Here is a 17,430-nt window from a genome sequence, read left to right as displayed (position 1 = left end):
CTCGGGTGACGCGGCCCCCCGTCCCCTCGGGTGACGCGGCCTCCCCGCCTCCCCGCCACCTCACCCTTCCCTCCCTTCCTCCCAGGAGCGCACCATGCACCTCCTCCTCGTCGGCGCCTGGCCAGAGCTGGCCAACTGCGTGATGGGGCTGCCGGCCCGAGTGACCCTGATGCAGACGCCGGGGACACCCGACAGCCCCTGGCCGGAGCGGCGGACGACCGTCGACTACACCGACACGGCCGAGGCCCTGCGCCGGGCGGCGGAGCTGCACGCGGCCGACCCCTTCGACGCCGTGGCCGGCTTCCGCGAGCTGTCGCTGCCCGCCGTCGCCGTGATCGCCGAAGGCCTCGGCATCCCCTGCGTCCCGGGGCCCACCACGAGTCTCGGCCACGACAAGGCGGCCGTACGCGACCTGCTGGCGGCGGGCGGCTGCCGCACCGTCCGGCACAGGGTCTGCGCCGACCCGGGGGAACTGGCGGGGTTCGTCCGGGAGGTGGGCCTCCCGGTGGTGGTGAAACCCGCGTCCGGCGCGGGCAGCGCCGGCGTCCACGCCCTGAAGGAGCCGGGCGACCTGGCGGCGGCCTGGGCCCACACGGAGGCCGCGGGCCAAGGCGCTCTCCTGGCGGAGGAGATGCTCTCGGGCCGGGAGTTCAGCGTGGAGGTCCGCTCGGTGGCAGGCGTCCACGAGGTCGTGGTCGTGACCGGGAAGCACACCACCGGAGCCCCGCACTTCGTGGAGACGGGTCATGTGGTCCCGGCCCGGCTCACCGCCGCCGAGCGGGCGGCCGTGGCGGACGAGGCAGCCCTCGCCCTCACGTCCGTCGGCCACCTGGACGGCCCCTCCCACGTGGAGGTCATGCTCACCGCGGACGGCCCGGCGGTCATCGAGATCAACCGGCGGCTCGGCGGTGACCGCATCTGGGAACTGGTCCAGCTCGCCACCGGCCGCGACCTGATGCGCGAGTCCCTCCTCGACGCGACCGGCGCGGCGTCCACGCCCGCCCCGCACGCCGCTCGCGCCGCCGCGATCCGCTTCATCCGGGCGCCGCGCGAGACGACCGCCCCGGAGGTTCCGACGGACCTCGACCCGGGCGCGGAGACCCCCGGGTTGGTGCGACTGCGGCTGTCCCTCCCCGCCCCCGGGACGCCCGTCCGCCCGATGCGGTCCTCGCACGACCGCCTCGGTTATCTGATCTGCGTCGCCGACACGCCCGAGGAGGCCGACGCGGCCGCCGACCGGGCGCTCACCCGGACCCTGGAACGACTGTTCCCGGAGTAGCCCCCGGCCGGACCGTCCACCCCGCCCGAACCGCTCGCGCGCGGAGGGGAGTCGACGGGCGGCCAGCAGCGGTGCCCGGGCCGCGCCCGTCGGTCAGACCGCGTCGGCCTCCGTGCGGGCGCGGAGTCGCCCCGCTGCTTCGAGCCGGGAGAGCCGCTGGTGTTCCCGGTCGGCCCAGCGGCGGACCCGGTCGGGTTCCAGCGGGGTGCCGTGGCCGACGTGGAGGCCGGTGGGGTTCAGGGCGAGCATCTTCCGCAGGCTGGCGAGGTTGCGCAGCGGGTCGTCGTGGAAGGGAGGGTTGGCGGGACGGCCCCGGACGAGACCGAAGAGGGAGTTGGCGATCAGGTCGCCGGCGACGAGGTCCCCTCGGTCGGTGAGGACGGAGACCGATCCGGCGGTGTGTCCGGGGGTGGGCATGATGCGCCCTGCGATCCCGAAGTCCTCCAGATCGGTCTCGCCGGTCACCAGTACGTCGGGTTCGAGGGGCTCCACCCGGACGTGCAGGTTCTTGTTCCTGGCCATGAGGCGGCCCATCGGCCCGGTGGGCCGATAGGGCTCGCGGGCCCGGCCGGCGCGGTAGGGGCCGAGGTCGGCGGCGTGTGCCGCCACGGGAGCTCCGGTCAGGCGGTGCAGTTCGGCGGCGGAGCCGAAGTGGTCGATGTGGCCGTGGGTGATGACGATCAGCGACACGTCGGTGGGGTCCACCCCGTGGGCGGCGACCTGTTCGTAGATCTTCCGGCCGCTGCCGGGCGTTCCCGCGTCGACGATGACGGGCCGGCGGCCCAGCAGCAGGTACGCGTTGATGTGGTGCCGGCCCATGACCGGGATGGGGACGACCTTGGTTCGGGACACGTTTCTCTCCTTGGGCACGACCGTCCTCCGCCGCGCGGCGGTCCGCGGGCGGTCGGAGGAGTACGGCGGGGTTCAGCGGAAGCGGCGCCGGTACTGGGCGGGGGTGGTGCCGAGACGGCGCCGGAAGGAACGGTGCAGGCTCTCCACGGAACCGAGGCCGCTGAGGGCGGCGACCTCGGGCAGGCCGTGGGTGCTGTCCTGGAGCAGCCGCCGGGCGGCCTCCAGCCGGACGGACTCGACGTACGAGGCCGGAGTGGTGCCGGTGCGCTCGCGGAACAGCCGGGAGAAGTGGCGCACGCTCAGGTGCAGCCGTGCGGCCAGGACCTCGGCGGAGAGGTCCTCGGTGAGGTGCTCGCCGATCCACGCGCGCAGGTCGTCCAGCCGGTCGCCGGGTGCCGCGGGAGGCGCGAGCGGGACGCTGAACTGGCTCTGGCCACCGGCGCGTTTGACGTACATGACCATCGTCCGTGCGGTGGCGAGGGCGAGTTCGGGACCGTGGTCCTCGGTGACCATGGCCAGCGCCATGTCCATCCCCGAGGCGATGCCGGCGCAGGTCCACAGCCGCCCTTCCCGGATGAAGATCGGGTCCGGGTCGACGGTGACGAGCGGGTGGTCGGCGGCCAGCCGTGCGGCCGTCCGCCAGTGGGTCGTGGCGGTGCGGCCGTCCAGCAGGCCCGCCGCGGCCAGCAGGTGCGCGCCCGCGCAGACGGATCCCAACCGGCGGGTGCCGGGGGCGGTCTCGCGCAGCCAGTCGACGATCCCGCGGTCGAGCACCGGCTCCACCTCGTGGTCGTGCACCCGGACGGCGCCCGAGACGAGCAGGGTGTCCACGTCGCCGTCCACCTCGTCCAGGGTCAGGTCGGCCATCAGCCGGACCCCGCCGGCGGTGGCCACCGGCTCGCCCAGGGCCGTCGCGATGCGCACGGTGTAGCCGGGGCGGGCGGCGCCGGCGACCCGCGTGGCGACGGAGAACACCTCGGCCGGACCGGTGACGTTGAGCAGTTCGACGCCGGGGAAGGCCGCGATGACGACCCTGTGCGGTGGGAGCATGCGCCGATCATTTCGCCCCGCCACGAAGGCCGCAATGACCATGTTCTGTCAGATCCGGACACGGCACGGTGAACCGCGCGCGGCGCGAGGGGGCCGCTCCCGCGCCGGCGCCGGCGCCGTGACCTCGCGCGTTCGCGTCCGTGGCACCGAGTGTTCGCGTCCGTGACCTCGCGCGTTCGCGTCCGTGACACCGCGCGGCTCCGGCCCCGGACCGGTTGTGCGCTGTCGTGCCAACCCCTGGGCGCGGGAGGTCAACACGGTCGGTCGGGTCGCTCCTAGCGTGCAGAGGTGCCGAGCCGCGGTCGCGGCGGGCACGTCACCGATCGCTTCGAGAGGACCCCTCATGTTCGACATCGCCAAGGTGCAGGCCGCCCCGAGCAAGGACCTGCTGACGCCCGACAACGCCGTCATGCTCTTCGTGGACCACCAGCCGCAGATGTTCTTCGGCACCGGGAGCGGCGACCGTGCCGCGATCATCAACAGCACCGTGGGCCTCGCCAAGGCGGCTCGGGCCTTCGACGTCCCTGCCGTCCTGACCACGGTCGCCGCCGAGTCGTTCTCCGGGCCCCTGCTGCCGCAGCTCGCCGAGGTGTTCCCCGGGCACGAGATCGTCGACCGCACCACCATGAACGCCTGGGAGGACGAGGCGCTCGTCGCGGCGGTCAGGGCGACCGGACGCAAGAAGATCGTCCTGTCGGGCCTGTGGACCGAGGTCTGCCTGGTGCTGCCCGCGCTCTCGGCACTGGAGCAGGGGTACGAGGTGTACGTCGTGACCGACGCCTCCGGCGGCGTCAGCCCGGCCGCCCACGAGCACGCCCTGCAGCGGATGACCGCCGCCGGCGCGGTGCCGGTGACCTGGGTCCAGGTCCTCCTGGAGCTGCAGCGCGACTGGGCGCGTCAGGAGACGTACGGCGCGGTCATGGAGATCGTCAAGGCCCACGCGGGTGCGTACGGCCTGGGCGTCGTGTACGCGCAGAGCGTCATCGGCGCGCACGCGGCCGGCTGACCTCCTTGGACACCGGCATCCTGGTCCTGCGCCTGCTGGTGGGCCTGCTCGTCGCCGGCCACGGTGTGCAGAAGGTCAGTTCGCACCTGGGCGGCAGGGGACTCGAAGGCGGCACGGAGGAGTTCCGCGCCGACGGCTTCCGCGGCGGAGCCCTCACCGCACTGGCGGCGGGCGGCGGCCAGATCGGATCGGGCCTGCTGCTCGCGGCCGGCCTCCTGACCCCGCTCGCCGCCACCGGGGCCATCGGGGTCATGACCGTCGCGCTCACCGTGAAACGGCACAACGGCCTCTGGGTGCAGAACGACGGCTACGAGTACCCGCTCGTCCTCATCGGCACCGCCGCCGCCCTCGCCGCCACCGGACCCGGCGCCTGGTCCCTCGACGCGGTCCTCGGCCTCACGCCGTACCCCCTGTGGTGGGCGGCCCTCGCGCTCGTGGCCGGCCTCGGCAGCGGGCTCCTCACCCGGCTCGTCCTGCACCGGCCCCCCGCCCCGGCGAACGCCGGGCGCTGAGCGCGAGCCGCGCGGACCGGGTCCGGCCGCCCGCGCCCCCGACCGGACGGCCGGACCCTTCCCACCCCCTCTTCTTCCGATCTCTCCGAACAGGAGCACCCGATGGACACCCTCACGACCCCGCACGGCGGCGGCCAGCCGCTGCTGCACCAGAAGGGCGCCGAGACCCAGGCGTTCGGCACGCTCAAGCAGCTGCCGATCGGCCTCGGCCACGACACCCGCATGTACGCGTGCCAGCGCCTGAACCGCGTCCTCGCCGACACGCAGATCCTGTACTCGCTCTACAAGAAGCACCACTGGCTCATGCGCGGTGCGACCTTCTACTCGCTCCACCTCATGCTGGACAAGCACGCCGAGGCCCAACTGGCCATCGTGGACGCGCTGGCCGAGCGGGTCCAGAGCCTCGGCGGCGTCGCGGTCGGAGACCCGCGCCACGTCGCGGAGCTGACCGCGATCCCCCGGCCGCCGGACGGGGTGGAGCCCGTTCCCGTCATGCTGTCGAGGCTCCTCGACGCGCACGAGCGGATCCTGATCGACGCGCGGGACGCCGCCGCCCGGATCTCGGCCGAGGGCGACGAGGGCAGCACCGACCTGCTCGTCTCCGAGGTCATCCGTACCGGCGAGGCACAGGTGTGGTTCCTGGCCGAGCACCTCGTGGACACCCCGCTGGTCCGCGGCTGACGCCGGACGCGTACGCCCGGACCACTCCCGGGAGCCGCCCGGTCACGACCGCCGACACGCCCGTCGGCGCCGCCCGCGGCCCCCGCGTCCGCCGAACAGGGCCACCACCCCGGCCCCGCATCCCCAAGGAGAACCACCATGTCGAACCGGCCGATCCTCGAACCCGCCGCCCAGGCCTTCGCCGACGCGACCGCCCGGCCGCCGTTCCTGTACGAGATCCCGGTGGCCGAGGGCCGCAAGGCCGTGGACGACGTCCAGAGCGGCGAAGAGACCCCCCTGCCCGCCGTCGACGAGGAGTGGGTCACCGTCCACGGCGGTCCCACCGGCGACGTCCGCGCCCGGATCGTCCGCCCCCGCGGCGCGACCGGCCCGCTCCCCGTCGTCCTCTACCTCCACGGCGCCGGCTGGGTCTTCGGCAACGCCCACACCCACGACCGGCTCGTCCGCGAACTCGCCGTCGGCACGGGGGCGGCCGTGGTCTTCCCCGAGTACGACCTCTCGCCCGAGGCCCGCTACCCCGTCGCCGTCGAGCAGAACTACACCGTCGCCCAGTGGATCGCCCGCGAGGGACACCACAAGGAGCTCGACGGCACCCGCATCGCCGTCGCGGGCGACTCGGTCGGCGGCAACATGACCGCCGCCCTCACCCTGATGGCCAAGCAGCGCGGCGACGTCCGCCTCGCCCACCAGGTCCTCTTCTACCCGGTCACCGACGCGGGCTTCGACACCGACTCGTACCACGACTTCGCCGAGGGCTACTTCCTGCGCCGTGACGCCATGAAGTGGTTCTGGGACCAGTACACGACCGAGGAGGCCGAGCGCGCCCAGATCACCGCCTCGCCGCTGCGCGCCACCACCGAACAGCTCACCGGACTGCCGCCCGCCCTGGTCGTCACCGCCGAGGCCGACGTCCTGCGCGACGAGGGCGAGGCGTACGCGGCGAAGCTCCGCGCCGCCGGGGTCCCCGTCACCGCCCTGCGCGTCCAGGGGGTCATCCACGACTTCGTCATGCTGAACGCCCTGCGCGAGACGCGGGGCGCGGAGCTCGCCATCGGCCTCGCCGTCGACACCCTCCGCAAGGCACTGGCATGACCCGGCCCTCGACGAGCATGCCGGTGGCGGGCCTCGTGCCCGCCCCCCGACAGGAGCCCGCACAGGCCGACCTCCTCGTCCGCAACGCGAAGGTGTTCACCGGCGACCCCGCACGCCCCGAGGCCCGGGCCGTCGCGATCCGCGACGGCCGGATCGCGGCCCTCGGCGACGACCACGACCTCGCCCACCTCGTGGGACCGGGCACGAAGGTCGTCGACGCGCTGGGCCGGCGGGTGGTCCCCGGACTCAACGACTCGCACCTCCACGTCATCCGGGGCGGCCTGAACTACGTACTGGAGCTGCGCTGGGACGGCGTGCGCAGCCTCCGCCACGCCCTGGCCATGCTCCGCGAGCAGGCCGGCCGCACCCCCAAGGGGCAGTGGATCCGGGTCGTCGGCGGCTGGACCGCCGAGCAGTTCGCCGAGCGCAGGATGCCGACGGTCGCCGAGCTGAACGCCGCCGCGCCCGACACCCCGGTCTTCGTCCTGCACCTCTACCAGTCGGCGCTGATGAACCGGGCCGCCGTACGGGCCGCCGGCTTCACCCGCGACACCCCCGATCCGCGCGGCGGACAGATCGTACGGGGCAGGGACGGCGAGCCCAACGGAGTGCTCCTCGCGGCGCCGGGCGCGCTCATCCTGTACTCCACCCTGGCCAAGGCGCCGACCCTCGACGAGGCCGACAAGCGGACGTCGACCCGTCACTTCCTGCGGGAGCTGAACCGCTTCGGACTGACCTCGGCGGTCGACGCCGCCGGCGGTTTCCAGAACTTCCCCGGCGACTACGCCACGGTCGCCGACCTCGCCGGGGCGGGGGAGCTGTCCCTGCGGATCGCCTACCACCTGTTCCCGCAGACGGCCGGCCAGGAGCTCGCCGACCTGAGGCGCTGGACCGGGACGGTCAGGCCAGGGGACGGGGACGAGTGGCTCCGGCTGAACGGCGCGGGCGAGAACCTGACCTGGGCGGCCGCCGACTTCGAGAACTTCTCCGAGCCCCGTCCGGAACTCGCCGCGGGATACGAGACCGAGTTCGAACAGGCCGTCCGGCTGCTGACGGAGAACGGCTGGGGCTTCCGCCTGCACGCGACCTACGACGAGACGATCCGCCGCGACCTGGCCGTCTTCGAGAAGCTCGCCGCGGAGGGACTCTTCCCCGGCGGCAACCGCTGGCTCTTCGACCACGCGGAGACCGTGTCGGCCGACAGCCTGGACCGGATCGCCGCCCTCGGCGGCGCCCTCTCCGTCCAGAACCGGATGTCCTTCCAGGGCACCGCCTTCCTCGACCGCTACGGCGCCGAGGCCGCCGCCCACGCCCCGCCGGTCCGGGCCATGCTCGACCGGGGCCTGACCGTCGCCGCCGGAACCGACGCCACCCGCGTCTCCTCGTACAACCCCTGGGTCGCGCTCCACTGGCTGGTCACCGGCAGGACCGTCGGCGGCACCGCGCTCCGCCCGGCCGGGAACGCGATCGACCGCGAGACCGCCCTCGGCCTCTACACCCGGGGCGGAGCGCAGCTCACCGGCGAACAGGACGTCAAGGGCGTGCTGCGGGAGGGGTGGTACGGCGACCTCGCCGTCCTGTCCGACGACTACCTCACCGTGCCCGAGGAGGTCATCCCCGGCATCGAGTCCGTGCTCACGGTCGTCGGCGGCCGGATCGTCTGGGCGAGCGCGGAGTACGAGGGCCTCGACGAGGCCGTCCCGCCGGTCAGCCCGGAATGGAGCCCCGTGGCCCGCTTCGGCGGCTACCAGAGCGGCGCCCGCCAGGCCTCGCTCGTGGCCGAGGCCGCGGCGGAGTCCGAGCGGCACCGCCGGTGGCGCGTCGCCCGCGGCACCGTCCCCGACACGACGCCGTCCTTCGTCGACCCCTGCTTCGAGCACTGAAGGAGAGATCCACCCGATGTCCGCAGCCTCCCCCGCCGCCGACGGCGGCGACACCCCGGCGACCCCGCCGGACGCGCCCCCGGAACGCCGCTTCGAACCGGACCTACGGTCGATGACCCGGATCAACCTGCGCCCCATCGCCTCACCCATGCCGCTCGGCTTCTTCACGATCGCCATCGCCTCCGTGATGACGGGCTGCCTCCAGCTCGGGGTCTTCGACGAGACGGCCCGTGCCGCCGTCGCCTTCACCGTGCTGCCGGCCTTCGTCCTCCAACTCCTGGTGAGCTTCCTGGCCTTCGGCGCCCGCGACGTGATCGCGGCGACGCTGATGGCGGTCTTCGCCGGCAGCTGGCTGCCCTACTCGCTGATCATGCTCAGCGGCGCGGCCGACGGCCTTCGGGTGCTCGGCGTGTTCAACCTGGCGCTCCTTTGCTTCGGGGCTCTGATGACCGCCGTGACCCGGCCCAAGCGGGCGCTGTGGTTCGTGCTCGCGGTCTCCCTGCCCCGCTGGGCGGCCACCGGTCTCGCGGGCGTCACCGGTGCCGAATGGCTGACCCGCACGTCCGGTGCGCTCGGCCTCGTGGTGGCGCTCGTCGCGATGTACACGGCGTTCGCCCTGATGCTCGAGGACATGCGCAGCGAGCAGGTCCTGCCCATCGGCCGCAGCGGGCCCGCCCACCTCGCGGTGGAAGGCGACCTGGCCGTCCAGCTCCGCAACCTCGAACGTCAGGCGGGCGTGCGCCGCACGCTCTGACCGCACCCACCCACCCACCCCGCCGCACCACGACCGCACAGGAGCACCCATGGAACCGCAGGTGACGGACCGGCCCGAGAAGTCCCGGTACGAGATCCTCGCCGGCGACGACGGCACCGAGACCGCGGGCTTCGCCGAGTACCACCTCTCGGAGGGCGAGATCGCCTTCATCCACACCGAGATCGACGACCGGTTCGCCGGCCGGGGCCTGGGCGGTCTCCTCGCCCGGGGAGCGCTCGACGACGCCCGGGCCCGAGGGCTGCGCGTCCTGCCGTACTGCCCCTTCGTCCGGGGATGGATCGGCAAGCACCCCGAGTACGCCGATCTGGTGCCCGAGGCGAGGCGCGCCCGCTTCGGCCTGTGAAGCGCCCCACCGACACCCCACGGCCGCCTCCCGCGTCCCCGACCCCCCCCTCACCCACCGAGGAGTTCCCCCATGCCCCGACACGCCCGCCCCACCGTCGTCCTGGTCCACGGCGCCTTCGCCGACGCTTCCGGTTTCGCCCGCGTCATCCCCGAGCTGACCGCCGCCGGCATGGAGGTGGTGGCCCCGGCGGTGCCCAACCGCGGCCTCGTCGACGACGCCGCGTACATCGCCTCGGTGATCCGCGCCGTCGAAGGCCCCGTGATCCTGGTGGGGCACTCCTACGGCGGCGCCGTCATCACCCTCGCCGGCACGGAGGACAACGTCCGCGCGCTGGTGTACCTCGCGGGATACGCGCTGGAGGAGGGCGAGAGCCTGGGCGAACTGCAGGGCCGCTTCCCCGACTCCGGCCTCGCCGACGCGCTCGTCCGCACCCCGTTCCCGGTGGCCGGCTCCACCGAGACCGGCATCGACGTCTCGGTGGAGACCGAGAAGTTCCCCGCCCTCTTCGCGGCGGACGTCGACCCCGGCCTCGCCGCGGTGCTCGCCGTCTCCCAGCGCCCCCTGGCCGCACGCGCCTTCTCGGAGGCGGCGCCCGTCGCGGCCTGGAAGACCAAGCCCTCGTGGGGCCTGGTCGCCTCCTCCGACCGCACGATCAACCCCGACGTGGAGCGCTACGGCTACGAGCGCGCCGGCATGACCGTCGTCGAGGTCGACTCCTCCCACCTGGTCATGCTGGCCCAGCCCAAGGCCGTGGTGGAGCTGATCCAGGACGCGGCCCGGTCCACCGTCCACTGACCCGATCGTCCAGGATCGAACGATTAGTCGATGTGTTCGGGCGCTGATAGCTTCTGATCGCCCCCCGAGAACCCTTCGGCGGGCGATCGGAGGAGACACACCCATGAGGTTCGGCGCGAGGCTCACGCCCGCCGTCATCGCCCTCGCCGCCCTTGCCACCGCCTGCGGTGTTCCGCAGGACAGCGGTTCGCAGCCGCACACCGCCGTCGCATGCGGGCCGTACGCCGGGTACGGAAAGCACCCCGGCACCCGGGTCACCGTCTACGCGGAGAACCGCGACCGGGAGGCCGACCTGTTCGAAGAGACCTGGGCGGACTTCGCCGACTGCACGGGAATCGACGTCCAGTACGAGGGGGACGGGGAGTTCGAGGCCCGGATCCAGCTCCGGGTCGACGGCGGGAACGCGCCCGACGTGGCGTTCTTCCCCCAGCCCGGCCTCCTGGAACGCTTCGCGCGGGCGGGGAGGCTCAAGCCCGCGAGCGCCGGGGTCGTGGCCCTCGCGAAGCAGGGCTGGTCGGCGGACTGGAACAGCTACGCGACCGTGGACGGCACCCTCTACGGCACGCCGCTGGTCGCGAACGTGAAGTCGTTCGTCTGGTACTCGCCGAAGTTCTTCCGCGACAGGGGACTGAGCGTTCCCCGCACGTGGTCCGAGCTGATGGCCGTGACGGAGAAGGTCGCGGCCTCGGGCGTCAAGCCCTGGTGCGCGGGCATCGAGTCCGCCGAGGCGACCGGCTGGCCCGTGACGGACTGGATCGAGGACGTCCTGCTGCGCCGGCAGGGCACGGACGTCTACGACCGGTGGGTCGCCCACGAGATCCCGTTCGACGATCCGCGGGTGATCGAGGCCATGGACACCGTCGGGTCCATCCTCAAGAACGACCGTTACGCGAACGGCGGTTTCGGCCCGGCCCGGTCGATGGCGTCCATCTCCTTCCAGGAGGCCGGCGCACCGGTCCTCTCCGGCGACTGCGCGATGCACCGCCAGGCCTCGTTCTACGCCGACATGTGGCCGAAGGGCACCGAGATCGGACCGGACAAGGACGTCTACGCCTTCCTCCTGCCGGGGGCCGACCCGGCCGACCACCCCGTCCTGGGCGGTGGGGTGTTCACCGCGGCGTTCGCCGACCGTCCCGAAGTGCGGGCGTTCCAGGAGTACCTGGCCTCCGCGGACTTCGCGAACGCGCGGATGAAGAAGGGCCCGTTCGTCTCGGCGAACAGGGGCGTGGATCCGGCGAACGCCGCGACCCCGGTCGACCGGCTCTCGATCCGGCTGCTCCAGGACCCCAGGACGCGGTTCAGGTTCGACGGTTCGGACCTGATGCCCGCGTCGGTCGGCGCCGGGACGTTCTGGAAGGGAGCGGTCGACTGGATCGGCGGCGCGAGCACCCGGCAGGTCGCCGCCTCCGTCGAACGGTCCTGGCCGAGCCGCTGATGTCGTTCGACGCCGTCGCCCAGCAGCCCAAGCTGCTGTACCTGCTCCAGGGCGTCGCCGCCTTCGCGGCGGTGGTCTCCCTGATCCTCCTCGCGCTGCACCGGGGGCCGGTACGGAGGAGGGCCGCGGCCCTGATCCTGCTGGCCCCTGCTCTGCTGCTGCTCACGACCGGTCTTCTTCTGCCGGGTCTGCGCACCCTGGCGCTGTCGTTCACCGACAGCGGGGGAGAGGCGTGGGCCGGCTTCGACAACTACCGCTGGATGATCACCGACCCCCGGGCGCTGGTGGCGCTGCGCAACACCCTGGCGTGGGTGGTGCTCGTGCCGCCGACGGCGACCGCGGTCGGTCTGCTCTACGCGGCGGCCGTCGTACGGTCACGGTTCAGGACGTTCGCGCTGTCCCTCCTCCTGACGCCGATGGCGATCTCGTTCGTCGGCGCCGGCGTCGTCTGGAAGTTCGTCTACGCCTACCGTCCCGCGGCGGCCGGGCAGATCGGGCTGCTGAACCAGCTGGTCGTCGCGTTCGGCGGCGAGCCCCGGCAGTGGCTCGTGGACTCCCCCTGGAACGTCCTCTTCCTCATCGTGGCGATGGTGTGGACGCAGGCGGGCTTCGCGGCCGTCCTGCTGGCCGGCGCGATCAGGGCCGTCCCCGGTGAGCTGACCGAGGCGGCCCGGCTGGACGGCGCGTCCCCCCGGCAGATCTTCCGGTGGATCACCGTGCCGTCGATCAGGCCCACGCTGCTCGTCGTGCTCCTCGCCCAGGCGATCGGCACCTTCAAGGCCTTCGACATCGTCAAGACCATGACCGGAGGGCAGTTCGACACGGGCGTGCTCGCCCACGAGATGTACGACCAGGCCTTCGGCTACGGCGAGACGGGCCGTGGCGCGGCCCTCGCCGTGCTCCTCTTCGTCCTCGTCACCCCCTTCGTCGCCCACCAGGTCCGGGCGCAGCGGAGAGCGGGGTGAACGGCGTCCGCGAGCGTCTGGCCTCCCGCGCCCTCACGTCGATCGCCGTGGTGATCGCGGTCCTCTGGACGACACCGACCCTCGGCCTCCTGCTCTCCTCGTTCCGCCCCGAGAACGAGATCAAGACGACGGGCTGGTGGACCGTGTTCGGCGCGCCGCGCCTCACGCTCGACAACTACGGCGAGGTGCTGTCCGGCGGGGGGAACGGGTCGGGGCGGCTCGCGGAGCACTTCGTCAACTCCGTCGTCATCACCCTCCCCTCGGTGCTGTTCCCGCTCGTGCTGGCGTTCCTCGCGGCGTACGCCCTGGCGTGGATCGACTTCAGGGGGCGGGACGCGCTCCTCGTCGGCGTCTTCGCGCTCCAGATCGTGCCGCTCCAGATGGCGCTCGTCCCCCTCCTGAAGCTCTTCTCCCGGGGCTGGCTGTTCCTGCCCGGGTGGCATCTCACCGGTCCCGCGCGGTTCGGCCCGGTCTGGTTCGCCCACACGGTCTTCGCGCTGCCGTTCGCGGTGTTCCTCCTGCACAACTTCCTGGCCGGGCTGCCCCGGGACCTGATCGAGGCCGCCCGCGTCGACGGCGCGTCGCACGGGACGCTGCTGCTCCGGATCGTGCTGCCCCTGGCCCGCCCGGCCCTGGTCACCTTCGCCATCATCCAGTTCATCTGGGTGTGGAACGACCTCCTCGTGGCCCTGACGCTGTCGGGCGGAACGGCCGAGACCGCACCGATGACGGTCAGACTGGCGAACCTGGCCGGGACGTACGGCAACGAGTGGCAGCGGCTCACCGCAGGAGCCTTCGTGGCGGCGTTCGTCCCGCTGCTCGTCTTCTTCGCCCTCCGGCGGCACTTCGCACGGGGACTGCTCGCCGGATCGGTCAAGGGATGAGCCCCGACCGGACCGGGGGAGAAGGAGCGGCGGCGCCCGGGAGCGCGGGGCTGAGCCGGCCCGGGCTGCGGGGCCGCGAGGCCGAGCTGGAGCGGCTGCGCGCCCTGGTCGAGGCGGTGCGCGACGGCGAGGGAGGAGCGATCGCGCTGCTCCTGGGCGAGCCCGGCATCGGGAAGACCGTACTGCTGCAGGAGACCGTCTCGATCGCACGGGCCCACGGATTCGTCGTCAGCCATGGACGCGCCGAGGAGCTGCACGAGCTGGCACCGCTCGCCTCACTGGCCTCGGGCCTCCTCCACGGTGACCCGCCGCTGCTGGCCGGCACGGACTTCGCGGACCTCGCCGGCCACCACGACCAGCGCATCTGGCTGGTCGAACGGCTGGCCCAGCTGATCGAGGAACGCTCGGCGGGCACGCCCGTGCTGATCGCGGTCGACGACGTCCAATGGGCCGACCCGCTGAGCCGGTTCGCCCTGAGCGTCCTGCCGGCACGGCTGCTCAGCTCCCCGGTCCTCTGGCTGCTCACGGCCAGGAACGACCCGGCACCGTACGGGCAGGGCCCGCGGACGACGACCCTCCCCCTCCGACCGCTGTCCGACACGGCCCTGGCCGAGCTGGCCCGGGACGTCCTCGGCCGGGACGTACCGGAGCAGGTCGCGGAGTTCCTCGACGGCGCCGGAGGCAACCCCTTCCTCGCGGCCGAGATGCTCACGGGCATCGCGGCGTCGGGCGCGGACGGGCCGGAACCGCCCGAGCGGCTGATCCTCGGCGTACGCGGCCGACTGGCCGGCCTCCGGCCGGACACCCTCCACTTCCTGCGGATCGGTTCGGTCCTCGGCCGCGCGTTCTCGCTCGCGGACGCCGCCGCCCTGTGCGGCCGGCCCGCCTCCGGACTCGGCGCCGAAGTGGACGAGGCGGTCGCCGCCGCCCTCCTCCACGACGACGGCGAACGCCTCCTGTTCCGCCACGACCTGCTCCGGCAGGCGGTGTACGCCGACCTCGCCCCCTCCGTACGCCGCGCGCTGCACCGGGAGGCCGCGCGCCGGCTCGTCGCGGCGGGCCGGAGCTCCACCGACGCCGTCCCGCACCTGCTGGAGAGCGCCGAACCCGGCGACCAGGAGGCGATCGGGCTGCTCGGCACGGCCGCCACGAACGTGATCGCCGTGATGCCCGACCTCGCCGCCGACCTGGCCGTGCGCGCCCTGGAACTCGTACCGCCCCATGCGCCCATGATGTTCGACGTGGGAGAACGGGCCATCGTGGCGCTGACCCGCGCGGGCCGGTACACCCGGGCGCGGGACACCGGCGACACCCTGCTCGCCCGGCAGCCGCCCCTGGACGTCTTCGCCCGCCTGCAGTCCGTGCTCGGCGACACGCTGTGGCACCTCGACGACGTCCACGAGCTGACCCGCCGCACGACGGCGGCGCTGGCGGCCGTCACCGACCCGGCGATCCGCGCCCGGCTCACCGCCCGGCAGGCCCTCGCCCGGTCCCGCGGGCGCGACCTCGGGGCCGCCCGCGAGACCGGCGAACGGGCGCTCGCCGAGGCGGAGCGGTCCGGCGACCGGGAGGCCCGTGTCCTCGCGCTGTGGGGCCTCGGCGAGATCGCCCTCAACGCGGGCGACTGCGCCGCCGCCGTCGAACACCACACGGCGCTGAGCGTGTTCGACACGGCCTTCCTGCCCGAGGAGGCCGTCGCCCGGATCCACACGGACGACTTCGACACCGTACGGCGACTGCTCCGGACGGCGGGCGACGCCCCCCTGCGCCCCGCCCTGCTGATCTGGGCCCAGGGCACCCTGAACATGGGACTCGGCCGGCTCGACGACGCGGACGCCGACTTCGTCACCGCCGAACGGCTCGAAGCGGACCTCCGCGTACCCGGCAACCTGGTCAACGTCCGCGTCAACCGCGGCCTGATCGCGATGCTGCGCGGCGACCGCGAAGCCGCTCGGGAACACCTGGACGTCGTGAGGGCGACCGTGGCCGACCGGCCGAACACGGGCAACCACGCCACGCACCAGTACTTCGAGGCCGTGGTCGCCGACGCCGACGGCGACCACGCGGCGGCGGCCGAACTGGTCCGGGCCGTGCAGCGGGACCACCCCTTCCTCCGGTGGCGGCTGCTGCGCCCCCACGTCGTCCAGGCCGTGCGGATCGCGCTGCGCGGCGGGGACCGGAACCTGGCCGAGGACCTCGCGGCCCAGGCCGTCGAACACGCCGCCCGCAACCCCGACGTGCCGACCGCCCAGGGGACGGCCGCCCACGCGTCCGCCCTGGTGAACGCCGACCACGGACTCCTGGAGCGCTCGGTCCGCATCCTCCTCACCGGCCGCCGGCCGCTGCCCCTCGCCGCCGCCTCCGCCGACCTCGGGCGCGCTCTCCTCACAGCGGGCGACCCCGCCGCGACAGCCGCCCTGACCAGGGCCCACGACATCTACGCCCGGGCGGGGGCCGACGGCGAGGCCGAACTGGTCCGGGCCGAGCTGGAACGGGCCACAAGCCGCCCCGGCCGGCGCCGAGGGGGCCCCCGGCCGCGCCCCCACCAGGGCTGGGACGCGCTCACGGCCTCGGAGCGCAAGGTGGCCGGGCTGATCGCCGCCGGTCACACCAACCGCTCGGCCGCGGAGGCCCTCGTCGTCTCCCCGCACACGGTCAACACCCATCTGGCGTCGATCTTCCGCAAGCTCTCGGTGCGCTCCAGGGTCCACCTGGCCCGGATCGTGCTCGCGGAGGGCGACGCCGGGACGGCCACCGCCGACTGAGCGGTCTCTGCGCCCCCGTGCAAGGGGCGGTGCGCTGTACGGCAACAGGAGGCGCGGGACCGGTCCTAGCGTGACGGGCAGACCGCGCCGCTTCGACGCGCGGACCAGCCGAACCGAATCGAGGAAGCATCCCGATGCCCTACATCACCGTGGGTCAGGAGAACACCGTCCCCATCGAGCTGTACTACGAGGACCAGGGTGCCGGGCAGCCGGTCGTCCTCATCCACGGCTTCCCGCTCGACGGCCACTCCTGGGAGCGGCAGACCGCCGCGCTGCTCGACGCCGGCCACCGCGTCATCACGTACGACCGCCGCGGGTTCGGGCAGTCCTCCCAGCCGACCACCGGCTACGACTACGACACCTTCGCGGCCGACCTGAACACCGTGATGGAGACCCTCGACCTGAACGACGCCGTCCTGGTGGGCTTCTCCATGGGCACCGGCGAGGTCGCCCGCTACGTGTCCAGGTACGGCTCCGCCCGCGTCGCCAAGGTCGCCTTCCTGGCCTCGCTGGAGCCCTGCCTGCTCAAGTCCGACGACAACCCGGACGGCGCGGCCCCGAAGGAGTTCTTCGACGGCGTCGTCGCCGCGGTGAAGGCCGACCGCTACGCCTACTACACCGCCTTCTTCGAGGACTTCTACAACCTCGACGAGAACCTGGGCACCCGGATCAGCGAGGAAGCGGTCCGCAACAGCTGGAACACCGCGGCCGGCGGCGGCTCCTTCGCCGCCTCCGCGGCGCCGGCGACCTGGTACACCGACTTCCGCGCCGACATCCCGGCCGTCGACGTGCCCGCCCTGATCCTGCACGGCACCGCCGACCGCATCCTGCCCGCCGAGAACACCGCGCGCCCCTTCCACAAGGCGCTTCCGTCGGCCGACTACGTCGAGATCGAGGGCGCCCCGCACGGACTGCTGTGGACCCACGCGGAGGAGGTCAACGCCGCCCTCCTCGCCTTCCTGGCGAAGTGACGCCGCACCGTTGACCCGCCGGGGGGGGGCCCGGGGCCCCCCCGGCCCCCCCCCCCCCGGGGCCCCCCCCGGGGCCCCCGGCCCCCCCCCGGCCCGGCCCCCCCCCCGCCCGGCCCCCCCCCCCCGCCGGGGCCGGGGC

Annotated in this window: 16 protein-coding genes; 14 read left to right on the top strand and 2 right to left on the bottom strand. The window is 73.6% G+C overall.

Annotated elements, in window-relative coordinates; genetic code table 11:
* The first annotated feature begins 94 nt into the window (after window positions 1-94).
* Window positions 95-1,279, top strand: a complete 1,185-nt coding sequence (locus ACFYUZ_RS37865) for an ATP-grasp domain-containing protein (RefSeq protein WP_389317324.1) — start codon at window positions 95-97, stop codon at window positions 1,277-1,279.
* A 93-nt stretch (window positions 1,280-1,372) separates the two neighbouring features.
* Here the strand turns inward: ACFYUZ_RS37865 and ACFYUZ_RS37860 are convergent, their stop codons facing one another.
* A complete protein-coding gene (locus ACFYUZ_RS37860) occupies window positions 1,373-2,131 on the bottom strand; it encodes an MBL fold metallo-hydrolase (protein ID WP_389317321.1) in 759 nt (252 codons plus the stop codon).
* Window positions 2,132-2,203: 72 nt separating this feature from the next.
* Window positions 2,204-3,181: a GlxA family transcriptional regulator gene (locus ACFYUZ_RS37855; RefSeq protein WP_389317318.1), complete on the bottom strand. Its 978-nt coding sequence runs from the start codon at window positions 3,179-3,181 to the stop codon at window positions 2,204-2,206.
* 343 nt (window positions 3,182-3,524) lie between these two features.
* Here ACFYUZ_RS37855 and ACFYUZ_RS37850 point away from each other — a divergent pair, with 343 nt between their 5' ends.
* From ACFYUZ_RS37850 to ACFYUZ_RS37790, 13 genes are all read left to right on the top strand, one after another.
* Complete coding sequence (locus ACFYUZ_RS37850) at window positions 3,525-4,187, top strand: hydrolase (protein WP_389317315.1); 663 nt, start codon at window positions 3,525-3,527, stop codon at window positions 4,185-4,187.
* Between the two features lie 5 nt (window positions 4,188-4,192).
* Window positions 4,193-4,699, top strand: a complete 507-nt coding sequence (locus ACFYUZ_RS37845; protein WP_389317312.1) for a DoxX family membrane protein — start codon at window positions 4,193-4,195, stop codon at window positions 4,697-4,699.
* A gap of 102 nt (window positions 4,700-4,801) precedes the next feature.
* A complete protein-coding gene (locus tag ACFYUZ_RS37840; protein WP_389317309.1) occupies window positions 4,802-5,380 on the top strand; it encodes a Dps family protein in 579 nt (192 codons plus the stop codon).
* Between the two features lie 138 nt (window positions 5,381-5,518).
* Complete coding sequence (locus ACFYUZ_RS37835) at window positions 5,519-6,472, top strand: alpha/beta hydrolase (protein ID WP_389317307.1); 954 nt, start codon at window positions 5,519-5,521, stop codon at window positions 6,470-6,472.
* Complete coding sequence (locus ACFYUZ_RS37830) at window positions 6,469-8,355, top strand: amidohydrolase (RefSeq protein WP_389317304.1); 1,887 nt, start codon at window positions 6,469-6,471, stop codon at window positions 8,353-8,355. Before ACFYUZ_RS37835 ends, ACFYUZ_RS37830 begins: the two co-directional genes overlap by 4 nt.
* Before the next feature lie 16 nt (window positions 8,356-8,371).
* Window positions 8,372-9,109: a GPR1/FUN34/YaaH family transporter gene (locus ACFYUZ_RS37825; protein WP_389317301.1), complete on the top strand. Its 738-nt coding sequence runs from the start codon at window positions 8,372-8,374 to the stop codon at window positions 9,107-9,109.
* A gap of 49 nt (window positions 9,110-9,158) precedes the next feature.
* Window positions 9,159-9,473 carry a GNAT family N-acetyltransferase gene (locus tag ACFYUZ_RS37820; protein WP_389317298.1) on the top strand — a complete coding sequence of 105 codons (315 nt, stop codon included), beginning with the start codon at window positions 9,159-9,161 and terminating at the stop codon, window positions 9,471-9,473.
* Window positions 9,474-9,545: 72 nt separating this feature from the next.
* Window positions 9,546-10,271: an alpha/beta fold hydrolase gene (locus tag ACFYUZ_RS37815; RefSeq protein ID WP_389317295.1), complete on the top strand. Its 726-nt coding sequence runs from the start codon at window positions 9,546-9,548 to the stop codon at window positions 10,269-10,271.
* Between the two features lie 103 nt (window positions 10,272-10,374).
* The gene (locus ACFYUZ_RS37810; RefSeq protein ID WP_389317292.1) at window positions 10,375-11,706 is read left to right on the top strand and encodes an ABC transporter substrate-binding protein; all 1,332 of its coding nucleotides are present in this window, start codon (window positions 10,375-10,377) and stop codon (window positions 11,704-11,706) included.
* A complete protein-coding gene (locus ACFYUZ_RS37805) occupies window positions 11,706-12,671 on the top strand; it encodes a carbohydrate ABC transporter permease (RefSeq protein ID WP_389317289.1) in 966 nt (321 codons plus the stop codon). The genes ACFYUZ_RS37810 and ACFYUZ_RS37805 overlap by 1 nt, the downstream gene beginning before the upstream one ends.
* On the top strand, window positions 12,668-13,555 hold the full coding sequence (locus tag ACFYUZ_RS37800) for a carbohydrate ABC transporter permease (protein ID WP_389317286.1): 888 nt from the start codon (window positions 12,668-12,670) through the stop codon (window positions 13,553-13,555). Before ACFYUZ_RS37805 ends, ACFYUZ_RS37800 begins: the two co-directional genes overlap by 4 nt.
* Entirely contained in the window at window positions 13,552-16,320 is a 2,769-nt protein-coding gene (locus ACFYUZ_RS37795; protein WP_389317283.1) for an AAA family ATPase, read from the top strand. The genes ACFYUZ_RS37800 and ACFYUZ_RS37795 overlap by 4 nt, the downstream gene beginning before the upstream one ends.
* A gap of 134 nt (window positions 16,321-16,454) precedes the next feature.
* Complete coding sequence (locus ACFYUZ_RS37790; RefSeq protein ID WP_389317280.1) at window positions 16,455-17,291, top strand: alpha/beta fold hydrolase; 837 nt, start codon at window positions 16,455-16,457, stop codon at window positions 17,289-17,291.
* Window positions 17,292-17,430 lie beyond the last annotated feature (139 nt).

Source organism: Streptomyces sp. NPDC004266, from assembly GCF_042874095.1.
GTDB lineage: Bacteria > Actinomycetota > Actinomycetes > Streptomycetales > Streptomycetaceae > Streptomyces.
The sequence above is the reverse complement of the archived record's forward strand: the minus strand, read 5'-3'. Positions and strand labels throughout refer to the sequence as shown.

Excerpts from the sequence above, each read along its gene's own strand:
- ACFYUZ_RS37865 (WP_389317324.1), top strand. The coding sequence starts at position 95 with ATGCACCTCCTCCTCGTCGGCGCCTGGCCAGAGCTGGCCAACTGCGTG.
- ACFYUZ_RS37855 (WP_389317318.1), bottom strand. The coding sequence starts at position 3,181 with ATGCTCCCACCGCACAGGGTCGTCATCGCGGCCTTCCCCGGCGTCGAA.
- ACFYUZ_RS37850 (WP_389317315.1), top strand. The coding sequence starts at position 3,525 with ATGTTCGACATCGCCAAGGTGCAGGCCGCCCCGAGCAAGGACCTGCTG.
- ACFYUZ_RS37840 (WP_389317309.1), top strand. The coding sequence starts at position 4,802 with ATGGACACCCTCACGACCCCGCACGGCGGCGGCCAGCCGCTGCTGCAC.
- ACFYUZ_RS37835 (WP_389317307.1), top strand. The coding sequence starts at position 5,519 with ATGTCGAACCGGCCGATCCTCGAACCCGCCGCCCAGGCCTTCGCCGAC.
- ACFYUZ_RS37830 (WP_389317304.1), top strand. The coding sequence starts at position 6,469 with ATGACCCGGCCCTCGACGAGCATGCCGGTGGCGGGCCTCGTGCCCGCC.
- ACFYUZ_RS37825 (WP_389317301.1), top strand. The coding sequence starts at position 8,372 with ATGTCCGCAGCCTCCCCCGCCGCCGACGGCGGCGACACCCCGGCGACC.
- ACFYUZ_RS37820 (WP_389317298.1), top strand. The coding sequence starts at position 9,159 with ATGGAACCGCAGGTGACGGACCGGCCCGAGAAGTCCCGGTACGAGATC.
- ACFYUZ_RS37815 (WP_389317295.1), top strand. The coding sequence starts at position 9,546 with ATGCCCCGACACGCCCGCCCCACCGTCGTCCTGGTCCACGGCGCCTTC.
- ACFYUZ_RS37810 (WP_389317292.1), top strand. The coding sequence starts at position 10,375 with ATGAGGTTCGGCGCGAGGCTCACGCCCGCCGTCATCGCCCTCGCCGCC.
- ACFYUZ_RS37805 (WP_389317289.1), top strand. The coding sequence starts at position 11,706 with ATGTCGTTCGACGCCGTCGCCCAGCAGCCCAAGCTGCTGTACCTGCTC.
- ACFYUZ_RS37795 (WP_389317283.1), top strand. The coding sequence starts at position 13,552 with ATGAGCCCCGACCGGACCGGGGGAGAAGGAGCGGCGGCGCCCGGGAGC.
- ACFYUZ_RS37790 (WP_389317280.1), top strand. The coding sequence starts at position 16,455 with ATGCCCTACATCACCGTGGGTCAGGAGAACACCGTCCCCATCGAGCTG.